The organism is Lutimonas saemankumensis (assembly GCF_020171465.1).
Taxonomy (GTDB): Bacteria; Bacteroidota; Bacteroidia; order Flavobacteriales; family Flavobacteriaceae; genus Lutimonas; species Lutimonas saemankumensis.
The window spans coordinates 432,886-456,420 of the sequence record NZ_JAIUZR010000005.1 but is presented as its reverse complement, the minus strand read 5'-3'; the positions used below and the strand labels follow the sequence as shown (position 1 = coordinate 456,420).

At 40.5% G+C, this 23,535-nt stretch carries 15 protein-coding genes; 13 read left to right on the top strand and 2 right to left on the bottom strand.

All coding sequences use genetic code 11. From position 1 onward, the window contains the following. Nucleotides 1–4 precede the first annotated feature (4 nt). Nucleotides 5–3,043, bottom strand: a complete 3,039-nt coding sequence (locus LCM02_RS13990; RefSeq protein WP_224931356.1) for a TAT-variant-translocated molybdopterin oxidoreductase — start codon at nucleotides 3,041–3,043, stop codon at nucleotides 5–7. A gap of 66 nt (nucleotides 3,044–3,109) precedes the next feature. Then, on the bottom strand, nucleotides 3,110–4,612 hold the full coding sequence (locus LCM02_RS13985) for a c-type cytochrome (protein WP_224931354.1): 1,503 nt from the start codon (nucleotides 4,610–4,612) through the stop codon (nucleotides 3,110–3,112). A 229-nt stretch (nucleotides 4,613–4,841) separates the two neighbouring features. Between LCM02_RS13985 and LCM02_RS13980 the strand changes: the two genes are divergently transcribed. The 13 genes from LCM02_RS13980 to LCM02_RS13920 all read left to right on the top strand — a co-directional run bounded on the left by LCM02_RS13980 (nucleotide 4,842) and on the right by LCM02_RS13920 (nucleotide 23,531). Continuing rightward, the gene (locus LCM02_RS13980; protein WP_224931351.1) at nucleotides 4,842–5,246 is read left to right on the top strand and encodes an SPOR domain-containing protein; all 405 of its coding nucleotides are present in this window, start codon (nucleotides 4,842–4,844) and stop codon (nucleotides 5,244–5,246) included. 26 nt (nucleotides 5,247–5,272) lie between these two features. Further along, a complete protein-coding gene (gene ruvB / locus LCM02_RS13975) occupies nucleotides 5,273–6,295 on the top strand; it encodes a Holliday junction branch migration DNA helicase RuvB (protein ID WP_224931349.1) in 1,023 nt (340 codons plus the stop codon). Between the two features lie 89 nt (nucleotides 6,296–6,384). Beyond that, nucleotides 6,385–7,473, top strand: coding sequence for a nickel-binding protein (locus tag LCM02_RS13970; RefSeq protein ID WP_224931347.1), 1,089 nt, complete (start codon nucleotides 6,385–6,387; stop codon nucleotides 7,471–7,473). A gap of 60 nt (nucleotides 7,474–7,533) precedes the next feature. Then, nucleotides 7,534–8,460 carry a tRNA epoxyqueuosine(34) reductase QueG gene (gene queG, locus LCM02_RS13965; RefSeq protein WP_224931345.1) on the top strand — a complete coding sequence of 309 codons (927 nt, stop codon included), beginning with the start codon at nucleotides 7,534–7,536 and terminating at the stop codon, nucleotides 8,458–8,460. Nucleotides 8,461–8,522: 62 nt separating this feature from the next. Beyond that, nucleotides 8,523–10,793 (top strand): NADP-dependent malic enzyme, encoded by a 2,271-nt coding sequence (locus tag LCM02_RS13960; RefSeq protein WP_224931343.1) that lies wholly within the window; start codon nucleotides 8,523–8,525, stop codon nucleotides 10,791–10,793. A gap of 158 nt (nucleotides 10,794–10,951) precedes the next feature. Beyond that, nucleotides 10,952–11,533, top strand: a complete 582-nt coding sequence (gene ruvA / locus LCM02_RS13955) for a Holliday junction branch migration protein RuvA (protein WP_224931341.1) — start codon at nucleotides 10,952–10,954, stop codon at nucleotides 11,531–11,533. Nucleotides 11,534–11,536: 3 nt separating this feature from the next. Continuing rightward, nucleotides 11,537–18,604 carry a T9SS outer membrane translocon Sov/SprA gene (sov, locus tag LCM02_RS13950; RefSeq protein WP_224931339.1) on the top strand — a complete coding sequence of 2,356 codons (7,068 nt, stop codon included), beginning with the start codon at nucleotides 11,537–11,539 and terminating at the stop codon, nucleotides 18,602–18,604. A gap of 15 nt (nucleotides 18,605–18,619) precedes the next feature. Next, nucleotides 18,620–19,000 carry a glycine cleavage system protein GcvH gene (gene gcvH, locus LCM02_RS13945; RefSeq protein ID WP_224931337.1) on the top strand — a complete coding sequence of 127 codons (381 nt, stop codon included), beginning with the start codon at nucleotides 18,620–18,622 and terminating at the stop codon, nucleotides 18,998–19,000. After that, nucleotides 18,966–19,358, top strand: a complete 393-nt coding sequence (locus tag LCM02_RS13940) for a VanZ family protein (protein ID WP_224931335.1) — start codon at nucleotides 18,966–18,968, stop codon at nucleotides 19,356–19,358. The genes gcvH and LCM02_RS13940 overlap by 35 nt, the downstream gene beginning before the upstream one ends. A gap of 64 nt (nucleotides 19,359–19,422) precedes the next feature. Then, nucleotides 19,423–20,142: an energy transducer TonB gene (locus tag LCM02_RS13935; RefSeq protein ID WP_224931333.1), complete on the top strand. Its 720-nt coding sequence runs from the start codon at nucleotides 19,423–19,425 to the stop codon at nucleotides 20,140–20,142. A gap of 214 nt (nucleotides 20,143–20,356) precedes the next feature. Further along, a complete protein-coding gene (locus tag LCM02_RS13930; protein WP_224931331.1) occupies nucleotides 20,357–21,085 on the top strand; it encodes an energy transducer TonB in 729 nt (242 codons plus the stop codon). Nucleotides 21,086–21,166: 81 nt separating this feature from the next. Next, nucleotides 21,167–22,063, top strand: a complete 897-nt coding sequence (gene deoC / locus LCM02_RS13925) for a deoxyribose-phosphate aldolase (RefSeq protein ID WP_224931329.1) — start codon at nucleotides 21,167–21,169, stop codon at nucleotides 22,061–22,063. 4 nt (nucleotides 22,064–22,067) lie between these two features. Then, nucleotides 22,068–23,531 carry an aldehyde dehydrogenase family protein gene (locus LCM02_RS13920; protein ID WP_224931327.1) on the top strand — a complete coding sequence of 488 codons (1,464 nt, stop codon included), beginning with the start codon at nucleotides 22,068–22,070 and terminating at the stop codon, nucleotides 23,529–23,531. The last annotated feature ends 4 nt before the right edge of the window (nucleotides 23,532–23,535 follow it).

Here is a 23,535-nt window from a genome sequence, read left to right as displayed (position 1 = left end):
CGGCTTAAGCCTCATTGGTATTCTTTACCTTTAACTGATAAAATACATTTGGTTTCGTACCAACAAAATCCAAAAGTTTAAAGCTTCTGTCATCCTCACTTAAGTGGGCAACTTTACTCGATTCATCATTGACATCTCCAAAAACAAGAGATCCGTTAGGACATGCATCTGAACATGCTGTTGTGAATTCTCCGTCCTTCACGGCTCTTCCTTCTTTCTTGGCATTCAATATAGTTAACTGAGTCTTTTGAATACAGAAAGAACATTTTTCCATAACCCCTCTTGATCTTACTGTAACGTCCGGATTCAATACCATTCTTCCCAATTCGTTATTCATGTTGAAATCGAATTCGTTGTTGTTGGCGTACTTGAACCAGTTGAATCGCCTTACCCTGTAAGGACAGTTGTTGGCACAATAACGAGTACCAATACATCTGTTGTAGGCCATTTGATTCTGACCCTGTCGTCCGTGAGAGGTGGCTGCAACCGGGCATACTGTTTCACAGGGTGCATGATTACAATGCTGGCACATTACAGGCTGGAAAGAAACCTCTGGGGCATCGGAGGGCTCACCCTGAGCTTTAAAGAAATCTCCCGTTCCAAACGTTCCATCTTCTTTTCCTTGCGCAACCGTGGTGTCACTTGAGTAATATCTGTCAATTCTTAACCAGTGCATGTCTCTGCTTACTCTGATTTCATGCTTCCCTACAACAGGTACATTATTCTCAGCGTGACAGGAAACAACACATGCCGCACATCCTGTACAGGTGGCAAGATCAATCGATAAATTGAATTTCGTTCCTAAACTGTCATCGAACTTTTCCCAAAGGTCAACTTTATCTTGTGTAACCTCCTGATGATCCAGAGAAAAAACAGGAGCGTGGTTCCATTCATCTTTTGGTTTTGTAACAAAATCCTCCAAGGTAGTCTCCTTGGTGATCTCCCCTTCTCTACCCATTATGGTATGATGTAACTGGACACAGGCAAATTCATGCTCTCCAGCTGTTTTTTCTATCGAAACGCTTTGAAAAGATCCCTTAGAAAGAGGATAGGCATTGATTCCAACATTCATGTCATTCTTCAGATCAGTTCTTCCATAACCAACGGCTATGGCCACAGAACCTGCTGCCTGTCCAGGCTGAATGTACACGGGAACATTGTTTAAAGTAACTCCTTCAGCCACGATGTTCACCAAATCTCCGTCAAGAGCTCCGTTATCAGCGGTTCTGTTGGAAAGACCTAATCGTTCAGCGTCAATTCTTGAAATAAGCAGGTAATTGTCCCAGGAAGTTCTTGTTATCGGGTCAGGAAGCTCCTGTAACCATGGGTTGTTGGCCTGCTGACCATCTCCTAAACCTGTTTTGGCGTATACCGTAAGTTCCATTTCTGCACCTGCAGTTTTGGCAAGAGCTGCACTCGCGCCTGAAAGGTCAATTTCATTGGCTACTGCCGCCTCGTCGCCATGGCTCACCTTCAAGGTTCCTTCCTGAAGTGTCTTATTCCATGATTTACCAGCAAGCAAATTAGATTGCCAGTGACTCTTGATATAATCGTAGTAACTCTCCTCAGTACCATTCCAGGCCAGGAGGGCATCCTCCAACTGTCTGGTATTAAAGAGTGGTTTGATCGTTGGCTGTGTCAATCCGAAATGCCCCTTTTTAATCTCAACATCTCCCCAGGATTCCAGGTAATGCGGGGTTGCAACCACATATTGGGCCACCTCAGAAGTTTGAGTTGCTGACATGCTAAATGCCACTGAAAGTGAAACGTTTTTCAAAGCCTCAGCAAACTCAGATCCATTCGATAAAGAGTAAACCGGATTAATGTTTGAGATCAATACCGCATCAACTTTTCCAGCTGCCATATCTTTGATCAAGGCATCCACCTTTGCCATATCTCCCTGCCGAACATTCTTGGTTGAATTCACATCAATAACTTCACTTTGAAGGTGAGCATTGATAGCCAGTGCAAGTAACTGAGCATTTTCATCCTGAACTCCGGTGATGACCACCGCTTTGCTGCCTGCCTTTCTTATTTGAGCTACAGCTTTGTTAACTGCATCATCAACAGGATCCGATCCTGAATTTTTTCCATTGACAATCGCTTCATACAACTTACTCATCACCTGAAGTTGTTCAGATGGTTTAACGATAATTCTTTTATCTGAATTACCTCCCGACAAAGTCATATTCGATTCAAATTGAATGTGCCGAGACATTTTGCCGTTTTTAGGCTTTCTTCCTTTTGCATATCCGGCACTGTAGTTACCACCCTGCCAGTCACCGAGAAAATCAGCTCCCACGGAAACGATAACTTCCGCTTTTGAGAAATCATAATCAGGAAGGACTCGTTGTCCGTACATTTTCTGAAATGCATTCAATGCAGCATCTTCATTTACGGCGTCATATGCAATGTGCTCCACATTTCCATAAGCCTCCTTAAATTCTCCCACAAGTTTGGCTAAAGACGGACTCGCCGTAGTACCTGTCAAAAGAACAATTTTTCCTCCTTTGGCTTTAATGGCTTCCAACTCGGACTTTACTTCTTTATCCAAAGTTGCATAATCCGTATCTGCTCCTTTGGATAAGGGGCCTCTTAACCTGTTATTATCATATAAAGAAAGTACAGATGCCTGAACTCTTGCGTTGGCAATTCCGTTTACGGAATCCTTGTTTGGCTCAATTTTTATTGGCCTTCCCTCTCGGACCTTAACCAGAATATTGGCAAAATCGAATCCATCCGCAATGGAAGACGCATAATAATCTGGAATTCCGGGAATCAGATCATCCGGTTTTACCACATAAGGAATTGAATTCACCACAGGTCCTTCACAGGCTGCCAAAGAAGCGACAGCAGTGGAAAACCCAACATATTTTAAAAAGTCTCTCCTTGAAGTCTCTCCTGAATCTAAAGCTTCTTTGTCTCCCAGAAACTTTTCTGTTGGTATATCTTCAATGAATTCACTTTTTTGCAGCTTTTCAACAATAGAACTATTTTCTTTTAGTTCTTCAACACTTTTCCAGTATTTCTTGTTAGATGCCATATTTATTTTTGTTGTTTGTTTTTTCTAAAAACCGGATATTCATTCGGCTTGATTACATTCTAAATTCTAGTAGTGACATTTACCACATTCCTTTCCTCCTAATTGAGCAATGGTCACTTTGTCAACGCCATATTTTTTTGATAATTCATCATGGATCTTGGCGTAATAGTCATTTCCTTTGAGATCTACAGCAGTTTCTTTGTGACAGTTCAAACACCAGCCCATAGTCAGTGGTGAATACTGATAAACCTCCTCCATTTCCTCAACGGGGCCATGACATTTCTGACAAGCAATATTTCCTGCAGTAACGTGCTGAGCATGGTTAAAGTAGGCATAGTCAGGAAGTTTGTGTATCTGAACCCATTTTATTGGTTTTTGCTCGTAGCCTTCTATGTATTCTAGCTTATCAGGATCCCATCCTATTGCATCGTAAATTTTTTGGATCTCCGCATCGTAAAAGGCCTTATCCATTTCTGACGTAGTTGGGCCAGTATATTCGGATATACTTTTATGACAGTTCATACAAACATTTACAGAAGGAATTCCCGATGTTTTACTGTGTTTCGCTGAAGAATGACAGTATTGACAATCAACTTTGTTATCTCCGGCATGTATCTTGTGTGAAAAGGCAATAGGCTGAATCGGCTGATAATCCTGATCAATACCAATATCCATAAGGGTATCAAATAAGATATATCCCGTAAGAATAAGTACAAAAATCGTTGCAGAGATCTTTAAGAAACCATTGTTACTCGCAACATAGATCCATATGATCAATCCCAGTAGAACAGCAACAACAATATAACTCATCCAGGCCGTGGACTTCTTTGGGGTTGCAAGAACTTCAGTTTCTGCAGATGCAACAACCTGCTTCACATCTCCTGCAGTTGTATATGCTATTATTGCCTCGATATCTTCATCAGATAATTGAGGAAATGCTGTCATAGGCATTCCGTTGTATTCTTCAAATATATCGATGGCATCCTGATCCCCACTCGCCCTCAAAGCATTATTATCTTTAATCCAGGCCTTCAGCCATTCCATACTTCTCCTGTCAGCAATTCCACCAAGTGCCGGGCCAATTAATTTCTTATCCAGCTTGTGACAAGAGGCACAGTTGGTCTGATAAAGTTTCTTACCAATGGCAACTTTAGGATCAACTTCCTGAGTGGCTGCAACGGTTGTTTTCGCTTCAACCGGCTCTCCATCAGTATAAGCAAGGATATCATTGATATCCTGCTCAGACAATTGAGGATAAGCCGTCATGGGCATCCCATTATACTCATTAAAAATGTCTATGGCATCCTGGTCTCCACTGGCTCTCAAGGCATTATTATCCTTGATCCAGGCTTGTAACCATTCATTTGATCGTTTCTCTGTTATACCACCTAAAGGAGGGCCGATAAGTTTCTTATCCAACTTGTGACAAGCTGCACAATTTGTATTGAATAATTTCTTCCCGTTTGCGGGATCACCTTGCTGTGCACTAAGACTAAATGAGATTAAAAAAAGGAAAGAAAGGCCTGTTAGGAATTTCTTAAATGTACTGCTGGGCATTACAATTTTCATTTGCATCGTTTTCGTTATATTAAAAGACCCCTTGATAGGGCGCAAAAATATTCCTGGTTTGACAAATTCATGACAAATATCATGTTCAATCAAAAGATTGTGCAAAAATACATTTTCTTACGTTTAGACAAAGTATTAATATTCTGTTAATATTAATTTATAATGATTCTAAATAAGAAAGAAATACCTTTCTAAAAATATTGTTTTAGATTTGTAAAAAATATTATCAATGCAGGAATTTTTGAAATACCGATGGAGCTTTTTTCTAATTTGTTTTGTCTTTTTGCAATACAATGTTTCGGCACAAAACAAAGAGGGTAAAGTTAGAATCGAAACCAGTGCTCATGTTGATGAAATGTTGGCCCAGAAGAAAGATTATAATAAGTCACTGGAAAAGTTTAAAGGCTACAAAATCCAGATTTACTATGGGAGCGAGAAAGAATGTTATGAGATCAAAGATGAGTTTTCCTCACTTTTTCCTGATATTGCGACTTCAATCATTTTCAGTACTCCACAGTGGAAATTACAGGTAGGCAACTACAGGACCAGACTTGATGCTGACAGAGCCATTGTCACGATAAAAAAGGAATACCCCAGTGCCATTGTTCTTGCTTCTGAAATTGAAATTGAATAATCGATTCATAATAGAGTCCTTACATCATGAACGAATACCTCGATGCCTCAAATAAAAATCTTAACCCGGAAGAATTCGATCTGGAAAAGAAATTAAGGCCCCTGTCGTTTGACGATTTTGCAGGCCAGGATCAGGTTCTTGAAAATCTGAAAATTTTTGTAGAAGCTGCAAATCAAAGGGAAGAGGCCCTTGACCATACACTTTTTCATGGTCCCCCCGGACTTGGTAAAACTACACTTGCCCATATAATTGCCAATGAGCTTAAGGCCAATATTAAGGTAACTTCGGGTCCTGTTTTGGACAAACCCGGGGATCTTGCAGGATTACTGACAAATCTGGGAGAAAGAGACGTTCTTTTTATCGATGAAATTCATCGATTGAGCCCGGTAATTGAGGAATATCTTTATTCAGCAATGGAAGATTACAAGATCGATATCATGATTGAATCTGGACCCAATGCGAGAAGCGTACAGATCAATCTGGAACCATTTACACTTATTGGTGCAACAACGCGTTCCGGACTTTTAACGGCTCCGATGAGAGCTCGTTTTGGTATCAGCAGCCGCTTGCAATATTACAGTACAGAGCTGCTAACACATATCATTCAAAGAAGTGCAGGAATTCTGCATGTGCCCAATTCTATGGAGGCAGCGATTGAAATTGCCGGAAGAAGCAGAGGGACACCTAGAATAGCAAATGCCCTTTTACGACGTGTCCGGGATTTCGCCCAGATCAAGGGAGACGGACATATCGATATTGCTATTGCCAAATACGCCTTGAACGCGCTCAATGTGGATAAACACGGACTGGACGAAATGGACAATAAAATCCTGAGCACAATTATCGACAAATTCAAAGGAGGCCCGGTGGGAATCAGCACACTTGCTACCGCCGTTGGAGAAAATGCTGAAACCATTGAAGAGGTATATGAACCTTTTTTAATTCAGGAAGGATTCATCATGAGGACTCCTAGGGGCAGGGAAGTTACCGATTTGGCCTACAAGCATCTGGGAAAAATCAAGGGATCTTCACAAGGGGAATTGTTTTAAAATACCCATTTGACAACCAAATCCCTGGATTCCAATCTGCTTAAAAATTTTAAGATTTTTTGTATATTAGGCTCCCTAAATCTTCAACCATGCCTATTTATATGGACTTTCATGACCTACCTGAAATTAATGTTGAAGATTCTCATGAAGCCCATTTAAGGGATCTGGCCGTCCAGGAAAAATACAAGGTAAAATATCATCAGTACTGGATCAACGAAAAAGATGGTAAAGCCTATTGCCTAATTGAAGGCCCCAGCAAAGAAGCCTGCGAGGCAACTCACAGGGAAGCCAATGGTATCAAAGCCTGTAATCTCGTTGAAATAAAAAAAGGAATGTATGACCTTTTTCTGGGAGATAATCAGCAAATTGACCACGGGCTGGTCAGACATATCAACGGTGAAATAGACAATGGCTATCGCTTCATCATGTCGCTCAAACTGATTGCTCCCGTGAAAGAACCTACAAATCGGGAACGATTTCAAAAGTCATTTGATCAGCTCAAACTGGAATGCATTGGTATAATAGAAAAATTTCAAGGTCGTGATATGGATCATCTGAACAACCATATCATAGGAGTCTTCATGACTCCGGGAGCCGCTTTGAATTCAAGTATTGACTTACGAAAACATTTGCATTCAACTCTACTCAAACGGAGATACAAAAATGTAAAATTCAAAATTGGGATCTGTGTGGGGCAGCCTGTGACAGCAGCTCAGGGATTTTTTGAAGAAGCGATTAATTTTTCTGAAATATTATGCGATATCTCTAAAAGTTCAAAAATAACGAGTTCACGCTCTTTCGCCGACTTCTCAAATTTAGAGCACAATCAAGATCTGAAAAAGAAATATCGTGTCGTTGAGGATCGAGATGGAAAATTTTTGTCTAAACTGTATGACTTCACAAAAGAAAACCTTGACAATCACGAATTAAATGTAAAATCTCTTTGCGAGTCAATGGGGGTGTCACGAGCTCAGCTCTACAGAAAAACAACAAACCTTACCGGGTTCTCTCCAAATAATTTTATACGAAACATCAGATTAAAAAAAGCATTTGAACTGCTTAAAAAAGGAGGTGCGAATATCTCCGAAACTTCTTTGGATGTAGGCTTTAACAATGCATCCTATTTTACAAAATGCTTCCAGAAAAAATATGGAGTCAGTCCTTCCAAAATTAAATAAGCATCCATTATAATTGGTCTTGACAAAAGTGTATTTTAGCTCGCTGACCCCTTCAACGATTTGATAAATAAGAAAAAATATAGCCAGATCTTAAAACTGGAAGCCAAAAAGCTTGGATTTGAGGCCTGTGGTGTAGCCAAGGCTGAATTTTTAAGTGAAGAAGCCCCTAAACTGGAACAGTGGCTGAAACAAGGATTTCACGGTCAAATGAGTTATATGGGTAACCATTTTGAAAAACGACTAGACCCCAGAAAACTTGTTCCCGGAGCAAAAAGTGTCATTTCATTGATTTACAACTATTTCCCTTCGGAAACCCAAAACAGGGACAGCTACCAAATTGCGAAATATGCTTACGGAGAAGATTACCATCAGGTTATTAGAAACAAATTAAGATCCTTAGTTTCCATCCTTCAGTCTTCCATAGGTGATTTTAATGCCAGAGTATTCACAGATTCAGCCCCGGTCATGGAGAGGACGTGGGCGCAAAAAAGTGGTCTGGGCTGGCTGGGAAAACATTCTTTACTTATCTCTAAACAAAGGGGATCCTTCTTCTTTCTGGCCGAGATCATAACAGATCTGGAGTTTGAATACGATGCTCCTTTTTCAACGGATCACTGCGGTTCCTGTACACGGTGTATTGATGCCTGCCCAACGGAAGCCATCCTGCCCAGAAACACTATAGATGCAAATAAATGTATCTCTTATTTTACCATTGAACTAAAGGATGAAATTCCTCAGGTTTTCAAAAACAAATTTGAAGACTGGGCCTTTGGATGTGACATCTGCCAGGATGTATGCCCCTGGAACAGGTTTTCAAAACCACATCATGAAGAGAAATTTCAGCCGGATCCGAGATTGCTGTCATACAGTAAGAACGACTGGGAAGAAATTACCGAAGAGATTTTTCGGGAGATCTTTAAAAATTCGGCTGTGAAAAGGGCTAAATTCAAGGGGTTCCAGAGAAATATCAAATTCTTAAAAAAATGAGTTATCAGCATTATCTTACCTCAAAAAAATTAACTTTGTAAGCCTTAGCAAAAAACAAAAATATGAGCTCCAAAATTAAAAAAACAGATGCTTTAGAATACCATGAATTTCCCACTCCCGGTAAAATTCAGGTTTTACCTACCAAGAAACATGCAACTCAAAGGGATCTTTCTCTCGCCTATTCTCCAGGTGTAGCCGAACCTTGCCTGGAAATTGAAAAAAACGGGCAAAAGGTATACAATTATACTTCTAAAGCAAATCTTGTAGCCGTAATCTCCAACGGAACCGCCGTACTTGGCCTTGGTGATATCGGCCCTCTGGCTTCAAAACCTGTAATGGAAGGAAAGGCGCTGTTATTCAAAATTTTTGCAGACATTGATGTCTTCGATATTGAAGTAGATGCCAAAGACGTTGATAAATTTGTGGAGACAGTTAAGGCCATTGCTCCTACTTTTGGAGGAATCAATCTTGAAGACATTAAAGCCCCTGAAGCCTTTGAAATAGAAACAAGATTAAAGGAAGAACTGAATATACCGGTGATGCACGATGACCAGCATGGTACAGCGATCATTTCCGCAGCTGCCCTTAAGAATGCGCTTGAAATTGCAGGAAAAGAAGCATCAGAGGTTAACGTCGTGATAAATGGTGCGGGAGCCGCTTCTATTTCATGCACACGCTTATACAAAAAATTAGGTGTGCAGAAGGAAAATATTGTCATGTGCGACAGCAAGGGTGTATTAAGATCTGACAGAACGGACCTAAATAAACAGAAAAAAGAGTTTACCACGGACAAGGACCTGTACACCCTGCAAGATGCAATGAAAGGGGCAGACGTGTTTATTGGCCTTTCCATTGGGAACGTAGTGAGTCCAGAAATGTTATTGTCCATGGCAAAGAACCCAATTGTTTTTGCCCTTGCAAACCCTGATCCTGAAATCTCATATCAACTCGCCGTTGAGACCCGAAAGGACATCATTATGGCGACCGGAAGGTCTGATCATCCCAATCAGGTAAACAATGTTCTTGGCTTTCCGTTCATTTTTAGAGGAGCACTTGATGTCAGAGCGAAAAAGATCAATGAAGAAATGAAAATGGCAGCTGTTCATGCCCTGGCCGACCTCACCAAACAGAGTGTTCCTGAACAGGTAAACATTACCTATAACAAGAAAATGATCACTTTTGGAAAGGACTACATCATTCCCAAGCCCTTCGATTTGAGATTGATCAGTGAAATTCCACCAGCCGTAGCCAAGGCAGCAATGGATTCCGGAGTGGCACAGTTGCCGATTGAAGACTGGGATGCCTACAGAGAAATATTGATAGAAAGGCTTGGAACGGGAAGCAAATTGATGAGGCTTGTAACCAACAGGGCCAAGTCAGATCCAAAAACCGTGGTATTTGCCGAAGCTGATCAGTTAAATGTCTTAAAAGCGGCGCAGATTGCCTATGACGAAGGAATTGCTATACCTATACTGCTGGGCGATAAAATTGCTATCGAAGCGCTCATGAAGGAAATTCAGTTTGAAGGATCGATCCGGATTATTGACCCTAAGTCTAAGGAAGAGGAACAGCGGAGAAATGAATTTGCAGAAATATTCTGGAAGAAAGAACAGCGTAAAGGGATGACCCTGTTAGAAGCTCAAAAATGGATGCGCGAAAGGAATTATTTTGCAGCCATGATGGTCAATGAAAGTCAAGCAGACGCCCTGGTCACTGGTTATACGAGAAGTTACCCTACCGTTGCGAGGCCCATGATCGAATTGATAGGAAAAATCAAAGGCATTCGCAGGGTAGCTGCGACAAATCTCATGCTAACTGACAGAGGGCCATTATTTCTTTCGGATACAGCCATGAATATCAATCCCAATGCGAAAGATTTGACTGAAATAGCAAGAATGACTGACAAAACGATGAAAATGTTTGGCCTGAAACCAAACCTGGCCATGGTATCATTTTCAAATTTTGGATCCTCCAGCTCTGATTCAGCAAAAAAAATGTCGGAAGCTGTTAATTATCTGCATAAATATTACCCACATGTGGTCATTGATGGCGAATTACAGGCAGACTTCGCATTGAATGAAAAAATGCGGCGTGACAAATTTTCGTTCTCCAAACTTCAGGGCAAAAAGGTCAATGGACTCATTTATCCGAATTTGGAATCGGCAAATATCAGTTATAAATTATTAAAAGAAATTCACGCAGCAGAGTCTATAGGCCCCATCATCATGGGACTCCAAAAGCCAGTTCACCTCATTCAATTAGGTGCGAGTGTTGATGAAATTGTCAATATGGTGTGTATAGCAGTAGTTGATGCCCAGAGTCGTAAAAAATAACACCTCATTTTTACGGTTTTTTTGCCGGGTTTACAAGCATTAAACCGATACTTTGAAATTGTCTGAAAACGGTTGGAAAAAGTTGTAAAATTAAGATTAACATTTTCATTTTGAGAAGATAAAATTGTTACATTTGACTCCATCTCGATTCAAAATTTATGATCACACATATTCAAGGTAAACTGGTCGAAAAAAATCCCGACCACGTGGTATTAGAATGCAATGGTATTGGCTATCACGTACATGTTTCTCTTCAAACATTTTCAAATATCCCAGACCAGGAGAACCTAAAATTATTCACTCATCTGGTAATTCGTGAAGATGCCCATATTCTTTACGGATTTTATCAAAAAACAGAACGGGAGATTTTTAAACTTCTCATCTCGGTTTCAGGTGTTGGACCAAGTACCGCCATTACCATGTTATCGTCAATGGATACTGAAGAAATCCAGAGGGCCATTGGCAGCGAAGATGTATCAAAAATCCAATCCGTTAAAGGAATTGGACTTAAAACTGCCCAAAGAGTTATCGTTGACCTCAAAGACAAAATTCTAAAATCTTATGAAATTTCCGAAGATTTACCGGTTTCAAACAATACTATTAAAATTGAAGCGTTATCTGCTTTAGAAGTCTTAGGATTTTCTAGAAAAAAAGTTGAAAAAGTTATACAAGTTATTTTACAAGATTCTCCTGATATAAGTCTGGAGGAATTAATTAAGAAGGCGCTTAAAAACTTGTAACGTTTGTCAAGAGTAAAACGATTTAAATATAATCTCCCTATTATATTGATCGTACTGTTATTTAGTACGGCTTATGTTTCGGCTCAAATAAATTCTGATAATAATTCCGTAACTAACACTCAACCAACAACTTCTACCTCAAGAGACACTATTTCACCTTTACCTTATTCCTTTAACAGCAATCAAAGCGGACGGCTTTTTCTGAATGACAACAAGGAACTCGAAACGATATACGATCCACAGACGGGCAATTATATCCTGATGGAAAAAATTGGCGATTACTACGTCAAATATCCTACTCAGATGACTCCTGAAGAATACAAAGATTACCGGCTTCAGAGAGACATGCTCGAGTATTCCAAGGAAAAATTAAATGCTATTGGCGGCAAGACCAAAGAAGCCTCTGATGTTCAGAAGAACCTTCTTCCAACTTACTATGTAAATTCAAATTTTTTTGAAAGTGTTTTTGGTGGAAATCAGATCGATGTAAATGTTCAGGGTTCTATCTTGATTAAGATGGGACTTATATACCAGAAAGTGGAAAATCCACAGCTTTCTGAAAACAACCGACAAAGCACAACCTTTGACTTTGACCAGGAGATCAATGCGAGTTTAAATGCTAGAATAGGAACCCGATTAAGGGTAATGGCCAACTTTGATACTCAGTCCACCTTTAATTTTCAAAATATGGTAAAGTTGGAATATACGCCAACTGAAGATGATATCATCCGAAAAATTGAGGTGGGTAATGTATCAATGCCCATTAGAAATTCTCTGGTTACAGGAGCGCAGAACCTGTTTGGGGCCAAAATGGAACTTCAATTCGGTAAGACTACGGTCACAGGAATATTTTCCCAGCAAAGATCCCAGACAAGGTCTGTTTCTGCACAAGGTGGGGCAATTTTGAACGAATTTGATTTTAAGGCCAGTAATTATGACAACAACAGACACTTTTTTATAAGCCATGCCTTCAGGGATAAGTACAACAAGGCTCTTGAAAACTTCCCGCTTATAAACAGCTCGATCAATATTACAAGAATTGAAATCTGGGTCACCAACAGGAATGCAACCACAACGGGTACAAGAAATATTGTAGCACTTGCAGACCTGGGGGAAAATAATCCCGATAATATCGGTCCTGCCAATGTAATTCCAAATCCTGGAGGCCAGGATCCTTCAAATGAAGCCAATAATCTTGAGGACTTATTGACATTAAACGGCCCTATTCGGGAAATTTCAACCGTTGGCCAGGCGCTGGCCCCGTATAATATGTCCCAGGGAAGAGATTATACCATTCTTGAAAACGCCATTAAGCTTGTGCAGGGAGTTGACTTTACCATGAACGCGCAGTTAGGATTTATTACCCTGAACAGAAGATTGGTCGATGCAGACGTCATGGCAGTTGCCTACGAATATACCGATGGGACCGAAGTCTACAGGGTTGGGGAATTTACGGATGCAGGGGTGATTGCTCCGGACAACCTTGTAGTCAAAATGCTCAGAAGTGAGATCATCAATCCGACTATTCCGATGTTCGACCTGCTGATGAAAAATGTTTATGAAATTCCGGGTGCTTTTCAACTTCAAAAGGATGGATTCAGGCTCGAACTATTGTATTACGATGATGCCACGGGTGAACCTGTGAATATCCTTCAAAATGCCCAGACCCCGGGAGTAAATGACAGGACCATACTGAACCTGTTAAAACTTGACCGCCTTGACCAGAACAACAACTTTAAACCCGAAGGAGACGGATTCTTTGATTATGTGGAGGGAATAACAATAGATTCACCCAACGGTTATTTTATTTTCCCAACTGTAGAACCTTTTGGTGAGGACCTGGATGACCAGCTTTTACCGGAAGATGATGTATACATTTTTCGGGAGTTGTATGACCGCACCCAGGCTGAAGCACAAAATGATTTTCAGCAAAAGGACAAGTATTCATTCAAAGGCTATTTTAAATCGGATAGCAAAAGTGGTATTCCACTTGGTGCTTTTAACGTGCCAAGAGGTTCGGTAAAAGTAACTTCAGGCGGACGTGAACTTGTTGAAGGCGTAGATTATGTAGTAGATTACAATATTGGAAACGTACAGATCATTAATCCAACATTGATCGCTTCAGACGCACCCATTCAAGTTGATGTAGAGAACAATATAGGATTCAATCAGCAACAAAGAAGATATATGGGTGTTGATGTATTGCATGTTTTCAATGAAAAACTGGCTGTCGGAGGAAATATCATCAATCTCAATGAAAGGCCTTTAACCCAAAAGGCGCAATTTGGATCTGAACCTGTCAACAACACAATTATTGGCGCTTATCTCACTTATAGGACAGAAGTGCCAAAATTGACAAAATGGGCCAACGCCCTGCCCAATATTGATACCGATGTCCCTTCTTATGTGTCAGTGAGGTCTGAACTTGCTTATTTAATTCCCGGGACGCCCAAAGGAATCGATCTGGAAGGCGCGGCAACTTCCTATATAGATGATTTTGAAGGTGCTCAGATCCCGTTGGATATAAAATCGCCAAAACAGTGGTTTACATCCAGTACGCCTCTGGGTCAATCTGGTGACCTGGATTTCACCAACGGAAACATTGCACCAGGCCTGCCAGATGAGTTAAGAACCGGAGCAAAAAGATCAAAACTTGCCTGGTACAGTATTGATCAGATCTTTTATGGCTCCAGTCTTAGGCCACCAAATATTGACAGTGAGGAATTGTCCAGGGCCGAAGTGAGACAGGTTAATTACAGTGAACTTTTTCCTCAGGTGGACCTGGATGTAACGCAGTCAAGTATTATCAGAACCTTTGACATGGCGTATTATCCGGAGGAACGGGGAACAAACAATTATGACGACAGTTTTGGTTCTGACGGAAAATACATCAATCCAGAAGACAGATGGGCAGGAGTAACAAGGGCCCTTACAACCACTAATTTTCAACAGGCGAATATAGAATACGTTCAGTTCTGGCTCATGGACCCCTATGAAAATTACTCGATCAAACCTGAAGAAGGTGGCCCAATTGCCCCTCCGGGTTTACAGGATCAGGTGGGAGAACTCTATTTTAATTTTGGAAATATTTCAGAAGATATTTTAAAGGATGATCGAAAAATGTTTGAAAACGGGCTTCCCGAAGACGGAATACAGATTCCGGGATCAAATATAGAATCAACTCCTTGGTCATCAATACCTACAGAGCAGTCACTTTTATACGCGTTTCCAGAAAGTGATGAAGCCCGATTAAATCAGGATCTTGGACTGGACGGTATCAATGATGAGGATGAAAGTACAAAGTACGGAACCGTGTTTGGAGAAGATCCGTCAGCTGATAATTTTCACTATTTCAGAGGTTCTGACTTTGATGCCGAAGATGCATCAATATTAACACGCTACAAGGATTTTAGTTTAACGGAAGGGAATTCCCCTACCATCAACAATTCTCCTGAGAACTATCCAACCTCTTCGACTACGTTTCCAGATGTTGAAGACATCAACAGAGACCAGACCATGAATGCGATAGAAAGTTATTATCAGTACAAGGTTTCTTTGAACAAAACGGATCTCGTGGTAGGTCAAAATTATATCGTTGACAGCAGGGTAACAACAGTTCAGTTACCGAACAATACAACGCAGACCACCACATGGTATCAGTTCCGAATTCCGATAACAACTCCTGAGGATCCAAGCAATATCATCAATGATATGGCCGGTTTTACTTCGATCCGATTTATGAGAATGTTCCTTACCAAATTTAAGGTGCCCGTGGTATTGAGATTTGGTGAACTTCAGTTGGTCAGAGGGGACTGGAGACGCTATACCAAAACTCTTGATGACAACATTGTTCCTCCTCAGGAAATCTCTCCAGAGGAAAATCAGAAATTCGAGGTTGGGGTGGTAAATATCGAAGAAAATGAGGACCGTCAGCCCATACCCTATGTTCTACCTCCAGGCATAAAAAGGGAAAGGCTCCAGGGTACCACAACGATTCAGCAACAAAATGAACAATCGGTTTCCATGAAAGTCGATGATCTTCAGCCCGGAGACACCCGAACCATATTTAAAAACACAACATTTGACCTCCGGATGTACAAGCAATTGAAAATGTTCATTCATGCCGAAGGAAAGGTGGGGCAGCTGGAAGTAAAAGATAATGAATTACTCGGTATAATCAGATTGGGAAGTGATACGGATGACAACTACTACCAAGTTGAAATACCCTTAAAAATTACGGATTTCAATGCCGTGACTCCTGAAGAAATTTGGCCTGTAGAGAACAATCTCGATGCTGCCATCAAGGATTTTGGGAACCTGAAACTCGAACGCCTGGAGATTGGGGCACCGGCAGGTGAACTTTATCCGAAACCTGTAGCAGGAGAGGATCCTGAATTTCGGATCAGGGTAAAGGGTAATCCTAATCTGTCAAACATCAGGACCATCATGTTGGGTGTCAAAAACGTAGCGATTTCTCCAAAAAGCATGGAGCTTTGGTTTAATGAATTAAGGGTAGCTGATTTTGACAACAAATCGAGTTGGGCAGCAATTGTCAATGCCGATGCAAACCTCGCGGATTTTGCTGATGTATCGGTTACAGGAAGTGCCAGCACTATAGGATTTGGCAGCCTTGATCAGATGGTGAATGAAAGGAGTCAGGATGAAATGAAACAATACGGGTTTGTTTCCAACATCAATATTGGGCAGCTTTTGCCCAAAAGAGCCAATGTAAGCATTCCCATCAATTTTAGTTTTGGAGAGGAATTCAGAGATCCGAAGTACGACCCCAGATTCAAAGATGTCCTGTTTCAGAACGGGTCCACAGATGCAGATCTGGCCAGAGATTACACCCAAAGAAAAAGTATCAACTTTATCAATGTTCGACGAAACCGAACTTCTCAAAGTGGTAAACCTCATTTTTATGATGTGGAAAATTTCTCGGTTTCCTATTTATTCAATGAAACCTATCACCGTGACTATAATATTCAAAAATTCATTGACCAGAAACTGAGGGCTTCTGCCAATTATACATATAGCTTTGAACCTAAGGTAATCGAACCATTTAAATCATGGGGACTTGTAAGCGACAAAGCATATTTGAAATTTATCAAGGATTTCAACCTGAGTTTATTGCCAACTTCATTTGCCATTAACTCAAATATTGTCCGTTCCTACAGCGAGCAATTGTCAAGATCGCTTGTTGAAGGCCTGCCTGACCTTCCGGTTTTAAAACAAAGGAATTTTATGTTTGACTGGGATTATCTGATCGCCTATAATCTGAGTAAATCCCTTCAGTTCTCGCTTCGGGCATTGAATAACTACGCCTATGACCAATTTGGAGATAATGAAGACCTACAGATCTACGATCAGTTTTTCAGAATTGGCCGCCCTGAGCATTATCACCAAACCTTTAACCTGACCTATAAAATCCCGTTTGACAAGTTTCCGGTACTTGATTTCATTAACGGAACTTATAATTATACTGCCGATTATGACTGGCAGGCTCCGGCATACACAACCATTGACCAGGTTGGTAACACGATTCAAAATGCCAACACCCATAATTTCACTGCCGATATGGGAATGGACAGGCTATATAATTACCTCGGGTTTACCAAACTATTTACGAAACGAAAAACCGTGGATGTAAAACAAGATCCTGAAACCGGGCAGCAATTAAAGGCCAAAAAAGGCCTTTCCACAGGTCAGAAAATTGGTAAAGTAGGAATCGACATCCTGACATCCGTTAAGAATATTCGTCTTTCCTACACGGAAAACAACGGTACATTCCTTCCTGGTTATATTCCTGAATTCGGACTTCTTGGACAGAGTAATTACAACGGAACCTTTGCCCCTACATTTGGGTTTGTATTCGGAAGCCAGGCCGATATTCTTGATAAAGCGATCCGAAATGGATGGCTGATCTCCAGAGGCCAGGGAGATAATTTTTACGCCAGAAATTACAGCAGGTCACATTATGATAAATTCGATTATTCCGCGAATGTTAAATTCACAAGGGATCTGGATATCGAATTATTCGGAAACAGGACCTTTACTGAAAGTTTTAATCAACAATTAGATGTTATCAATGGAGTTCTGGATAATACCCCGAAAAACGGTATTGGGAATTTCAGTATTTCTCATATGATGCTCGGTTCTTCGTTTAAAGATGAAGCCGAGGTGTTTCAGCAATTCAAAGATAACCGTAAGATCATTTCTCAGCGCCTTGCCGATGAAACAGGTGGAAATATTGACGGATTCGGGGATACAAGTCAAGATGTTGTACTTCCGGCTTTTTTGGCCGCTTACTCAGGAAGAAGTGCAGAATCGGTTAAGTTAAGTGCATTCCGAAGCACACCAATACCCAACTGGAGAATTTCCTACAAAGGATTAATGTCGATCCCCTGGGTAAAAACAAATTTCAGAAGTTTTACACTCGAACACAGTTACAGGTCTGTTTATTCAATTTTATCGTTTACCAATAACCTCAAATATGATGAAGACAATCCGTACGAGGATAGTAACAGAGATATTGCAGGAAATTACAATCCTCAAAAACTGTACAATGGTGTGAATTTGATCGAAGAGTTTTCTCCTTTGATCCGTGTGGATTTTAAATTGAAAAACTCGCTTTCTTTAAGGGCGGCATTCAACAAAGACAAGGCATTAAACCTCAACTTCAACAACAATACGGTTACTGAAGTATCAGGGGAAGAATTAGTGCTCGGAATGGGCTACAGGATTCAGAATGTAAAGATGAAATTCAAAACGGGCAGTGGCGGAGGCTCAACCACATTTCAGGGTGATATTAATTTAAAACTGGACCTTGGAATAAGGGATAATCTGACCATCGTAAGACCCTATGGAATAGAAGATGAAATTACCAATAATCAGATTACCGGAGGCCAAAGCCTTGTTTCATTCAAGTTCCTTGCTGATTATTCATTGAATAAAAATTTACTTGCCTCCTTTTTCTTTGACTATAATAATTCTAAATTTGCAATATCGACCACCTATCCCCGTACTTCAATTAATGGAGGAATTAGCGTGAGATACATAATTGGTAATTAAATTAAAGATTTTAAAATGAACACACCTGAAGAATTAAAATACACGAAAGATCACGAATGGGTGAAAATCGAAGGCGACATTGCTACAGTTGGCATCACTGATTTTGCTCAGGGTGAATTGGGAGACATTGTTTATGTCGATGTTGAAACGGTTGACGAAACCATTGCTCAGAATGAAGTTTTCGGCAGCGTTGAGGCAGTTAAGACAGTATCGGACCTTTTCATGCCCCTAAGCGGAGAAATCATTGAATTCAACGAAATGTTAGAGGACGCTCCGGAAAAGGTTAATTCAGATGCTTATGGTGAAGGATGGATGATCAAAATCAAAATCTCTGATACCTCAGAAATAGACGGTTTATTAGATGCTTCAGGATATAAAGAGATTGTGGGAGCGTAATGCGCTTTTCCTGGCGATCCTTGCCACAATAATCATAGCAGTATTAAGCCTTACCTCAGTCCCTAAAATCAGTTTGGGACTGAACATCAAGTCAAGTGATAAATACCTTCATTTTATTGCTTATTTTGTTCTAGCATTTGTCTGGTATTTTGCTTTGAAGGATCGATTGAAAAAAAAAGTATTCAAAATTTTCGTACCTTTAGGATTGATTCTTTATGGCATCATTCTTGAGGGTTTACAAGGTGGGTTAACTACCTACAGAACAGCGGACATCTATGATGCCTTGGCTAACGCGGCAGGAATAATAGTGTCGTTCTTTATTTTTGGCCAGATCAGAAAGTGGTATCGTGCAATTTAAATTTAACTTGGAATTGTCACGATTAATTCATTAAATTAGCGCAGTATAAAAATTTTAAGACAACATGGAAGTAAAAAAGAACCCTAAAGCAAATCTAGAAAAACACAATAAACAGTTCATGTTATTGGGTTTGGCGCTTGCTCTGATTCTTATTTATATAGGAATTGAGTGGAAAACATTTGAAAGAAATATCGCCGATCTAGGTATGGCTGATATCGAGGCAGAAGAAGAAATTGATATACCGATCACGGAAAGAATACAGGAAATAAAGCCACCTCCACCTCCACCACCGGCGCCTGAAAAAATAGAAATCGTTGAAGATGAGGAGGACATTGAAGAGACAATCCTTGAATCAACAGAAACTGATGAAACTGAAGCCGTTGAAGTAGAAGAAATTGAAGAGATCGTAGAAGAGGAAGAAGTAGTTGACGATGTGCCTTTTGCTATTATTGAAAATGTTCCTGTTTATCCGGGTTGTAAAGGAAATAATGATGAAAAGAAAAAGTGCATGGTCGATAAGATCACAAAGCATGTGAACAGAAAATATAATACTGGTTTGGCAGGTGATTTAGGTCTTAGTCCTGGTAAAAAAAGAGTTTACGTTCAATTTAAAATCGATAGAACAGGAAAGGTAACTGACGTTCGTGCGAGAGGTCCTCATGCCCGTTTGGAAAAAGAAGCTGTTCGAGTTGTAAAGCTTTTACCTGATATGACTCCCGGGAAACAACGCGGAAGACCCGTTGGTGTAAAATATACACTTCCGATTACTTTGGTTGTTGAATAATAATCGTCTTAAAAATATTGAAAAGCCATCTCAAATGAGATGGCTTTTTTGGTTTATCCATTCAAAATCAACAATGGAAACACTTTGATCTGACGGATATTACTCAGGGAAAAAGGTATTTTCTGACAGTGCTCCGGATCCAAACATGATAAATGTCATGCTTTTTTTGAGGTTAATTTCTTAATTTCAGATACTTCACTTAATTCCTTGGATCATGAAAGCAAAAAAAAACAAGAATGCCAGGTTATCTCCGTACAGAAAGCTTTTTTTTCAGCTTGGATTGGTTTTGACCCTGATGTTAATTTATACCGCTCTTGAATGGAAAACTGTAGATCGTTATGTTTCCGATCTTGACCAGGTTGATATCCAAAATGAAGAGCTTATCGAAATACCGGTAACACAAAGAATCCTCGAGGTGAAACCACCACCTCCACCACCCCCTTCTCCTGAGAAAATAGAAATCGTGAAAGATCAGGAGGATATAGAAGAAACCGTCCTGGAATCAACTGAAACGGATGAATCCGAGTTTGTTGAGGTAACAGAATACGAAGATATAGAAGAAATTATCGAGGAGGAGGAAATGGAAAAAGATATTCCCTTTGCAATCATTGAAGAGGCCCCCATATACCCTGGGTGTAAGGGAACCAAAGAAGAAAAGCGCAAATGCCTTCAGGACAAAATCAATAAACACGTTCTCAAAAATTTCAATTGTGAACTCGCACAGGAACTCGGACTGACTCCAGGCAAGAAAAAAGTCTATGTACAGTTCAGAATTGACAAATCAGGTGAGATTGTCAACATAAGGGCAAGAGGGCCTCATTCAAGACTCGAAAAGGAAGCCGTAAGGGTTGTCGATATGTTGCCTACGATGGTCCCCGGAAAACAGAGAACAAAGCCCGTTGGGGTATCCTATACCCTTCCCATCACTTTTGTGGTCTTATAAGCTGTGACTCCGGTAAAACCATCTATAGCTCGCTGATGGTTTTCATTTAAATTTGTAAATTTGACCTTCTAATCAAAATGAATGAGTCCGAATTTAAATAACCTTCCGTCCTACGATACTGTAGGGGTGAAGGAACGCGTTGATAGATTTTGCAAAAGAAGTATTAAAAAAAGCTCAAAAGTTGAGGGACTGAAACTTGCCCTGGGCATGATCGACCTTACTACGCTTGAAGGAAAAGATACCCCTGGAAAAGTTAAACAGTTATGCTATAAGGCCCTGCACCTCCACGATTCTTTAAAAGATATTCCTGCCGTTGCTGCTGTTTGTGTATATCCTACCTATGTGAAAATTGCAAAAAAAGAGCTCGAAGGCTCCGGAATTCAGGTGGCCTCTGTTGCCACTGCTTTTCCAAGTGGACAATCAAGCAGAAACACCAAGATCACAGATACACTTTTTGCGGTTGAACAGGGTGCCGATGAAATAGACATGGTTATATCTCGAGGAGAATTTCTTGCAGGAGAATACAACTTTGTATATGATGAAATAGCAGAAGTTAAAGAAGCCTGTGGCAAGGCCCATCTAAAAGTGATTCTCGAAACCGGAGAACTGGATACCCTGGATAATGTGAGAAAGGCCAGTGAAATTGCGATGTATGCCGGTGCAGATTTTATAAAAACTTCCACGGGTAAAATTCAGCCCGCGGCAACAATGCCGGTTACGTATGTAATGTTGGATGCTATAAAAGATTATTATCTAAAGACCGGTAAAATGATAGGAATGAAACCGGCCGGCGGAATATCAACCTCGAAGATTGCATTACAGTATTTGGTCATGCTCAACGAGGTATTAGGTGAAAAGTGGATGAACAAAACTTATTTTAGATTCGGAGCAAGTAGCTTAGCGAATGACATCTTGATGCAACTGGTCAAAGCGGAAACAGGATATTACCAGTCTTCAAATTATTTTTCAAAAGATTAGTCGTATGACAAAAACAACCGAAAATGAGGTTTTTAAGGCCGCCTGGAGTTACGATGCAGCTCCCGAAAGTACGGAGCACATTCAGATTAAGGAAAAATATGATCTTTTTATCAATGGGAAATTTGTTGCCCCTGAAAAAGGAAAGTATTTTAAAACAATCAATCCTGCCAGTCATGAATTGCTGTCAAGCGTAGCTGAAGCTACGGCTGAAGATGTTGACAAAGCTGTTACATCTGCTGGAAAGGCGTTTAAAAAATGGTCGGCCTTATCAGGAAAAGAAAGAGGAAAATATATTTTTCGAATTGCCCGATTGATACAGGAAAGGTCGCGTGAATTTGCGGTGATCGAAAGTCTTGATGGTGGAAAACCAATCAGGGAATCAAGGGACATTGACATTCCTCTCGCTGCGAATCACTTTTTTTATTACGCGGGCTGGGCCGATAAACTTTCCTATGCTTTTCCAAACAGAAAGGCTAAACCTCTGGGCGTTGCCGGACAGATCATTCCCTGGAATTTTCCTCTGTTGATGGCGGCATGGAAAATCGCTCCGGCACTTGCTACCGGAAATACCGTAGTTTTAAAGCCTGCCGAAACCACCCCTTTAACGGCGCTGAAACTAGCCGAAGTTATTCAGGAAAGCGGACTTCCAGAAGGAGTGGTAAATATTCTTACCGGCGCGGGTGAAACCGGGGCTGCGATCGTTAACCATACTGAAATTGACAAAATCGCCTTTACCGGGTCAACGGCTGTTGGTAAATACATCCAAAAGGCAATTGCGGGTACATCAAAGAAACTTACACTTGAATTAGGAGGAAAAGGAGCAAACATCATATTTGATGATGCTGCCATAGATCAGGCTGTTGAAGGTATCATCAATGCGATATTTTTTAATCAGGGTCATGTTTGCTGTGCCGGATCAAGGTTGTTCGTGCAGGAATCCGTGGCCAAGGATGTAATTAAAAAATTAAAGAATCGAATGAATACCCTTATCCTTGGGGATCCTCTTGACAAAAACACCGATATAGGTGCCGTAAATTCTGAAAAACAGCTCAATACTATAGAGAATTATATTAAAATCGGCTTGGAGGAAGGAGGCGAAATCTATCAGGTAAAATGCGATATTCCTTCGAAAGGAAACTGGTGCGCTCCTACCCTGTTTGTAAATGTTTCTCAGTCACACAGAATCGTTCAGGAGGAAATATTTGGCCCTGTGCTGGCCATTCAAACCTTTAGAACAATTGATGAAGTTATTGAAAAGGCAAACAATACGCCTTTTGGGCTATCAGCCGGAGTATGGACTGAAAAAGGCTCAAAAATATTTTATTTGAGCCAGAAACTTAAGGCAGGTGTGGTTTGGGCCAATACCTATAATAAATTTGATGCCACCTCTCCTTTTGGTGGATATAAAGAAAGTGGATTTGGCCGGGAAGGCGGGCTTCATGGATTAAAACCTTATGTAAAATTTTAACAGA

What these genes read in the sequence shown, in the direction of transcription:
- LCM02_RS13990 (WP_224931356.1), bottom strand. Translation starts at nt 3,043, where the DNA reads ATGGCATCTAACAAGAAATACTGGAAAAGTGTTGAAGAACTAAAAGAA.
- LCM02_RS13985 (WP_224931354.1), bottom strand. Translation starts at nt 4,612, where the DNA reads ATGAAAATTGTAATGCCCAGCAGTACATTTAAGAAATTCCTAACAGGC.
- LCM02_RS13980 (WP_224931351.1), top strand. Translation starts at nt 4,842, where the DNA reads ATGCAGGAATTTTTGAAATACCGATGGAGCTTTTTTCTAATTTGTTTT.
- ruvB (WP_224931349.1), top strand. Translation starts at nt 5,273, where the DNA reads ATGAACGAATACCTCGATGCCTCAAATAAAAATCTTAACCCGGAAGAA.
- LCM02_RS13970 (WP_224931347.1), top strand. Translation starts at nt 6,385, where the DNA reads ATGCCTATTTATATGGACTTTCATGACCTACCTGAAATTAATGTTGAA.
- LCM02_RS13960 (WP_224931343.1), top strand. Translation starts at nt 8,523, where the DNA reads ATGAGCTCCAAAATTAAAAAAACAGATGCTTTAGAATACCATGAATTT.
- ruvA (WP_224931341.1), top strand. Translation starts at nt 10,952, where the DNA reads ATGATCACACATATTCAAGGTAAACTGGTCGAAAAAAATCCCGACCAC.
- gcvH (WP_224931337.1), top strand. Translation starts at nt 18,620, where the DNA reads ATGAACACACCTGAAGAATTAAAATACACGAAAGATCACGAATGGGTG.
- LCM02_RS13940 (WP_224931335.1), top strand. Translation starts at nt 18,966, where the DNA reads ATGCTTCAGGATATAAAGAGATTGTGGGAGCGTAATGCGCTTTTCCTG.
- LCM02_RS13935 (WP_224931333.1), top strand. Translation starts at nt 19,423, where the DNA reads ATGGAAGTAAAAAAGAACCCTAAAGCAAATCTAGAAAAACACAATAAA.
- LCM02_RS13930 (WP_224931331.1), top strand. Translation starts at nt 20,357, where the DNA reads ATGAAAGCAAAAAAAAACAAGAATGCCAGGTTATCTCCGTACAGAAAG.
- deoC (WP_224931329.1), top strand. Translation starts at nt 21,167, where the DNA reads ATGAGTCCGAATTTAAATAACCTTCCGTCCTACGATACTGTAGGGGTG.
- LCM02_RS13920 (WP_224931327.1), top strand. Translation starts at nt 22,068, where the DNA reads ATGACAAAAACAACCGAAAATGAGGTTTTTAAGGCCGCCTGGAGTTAC.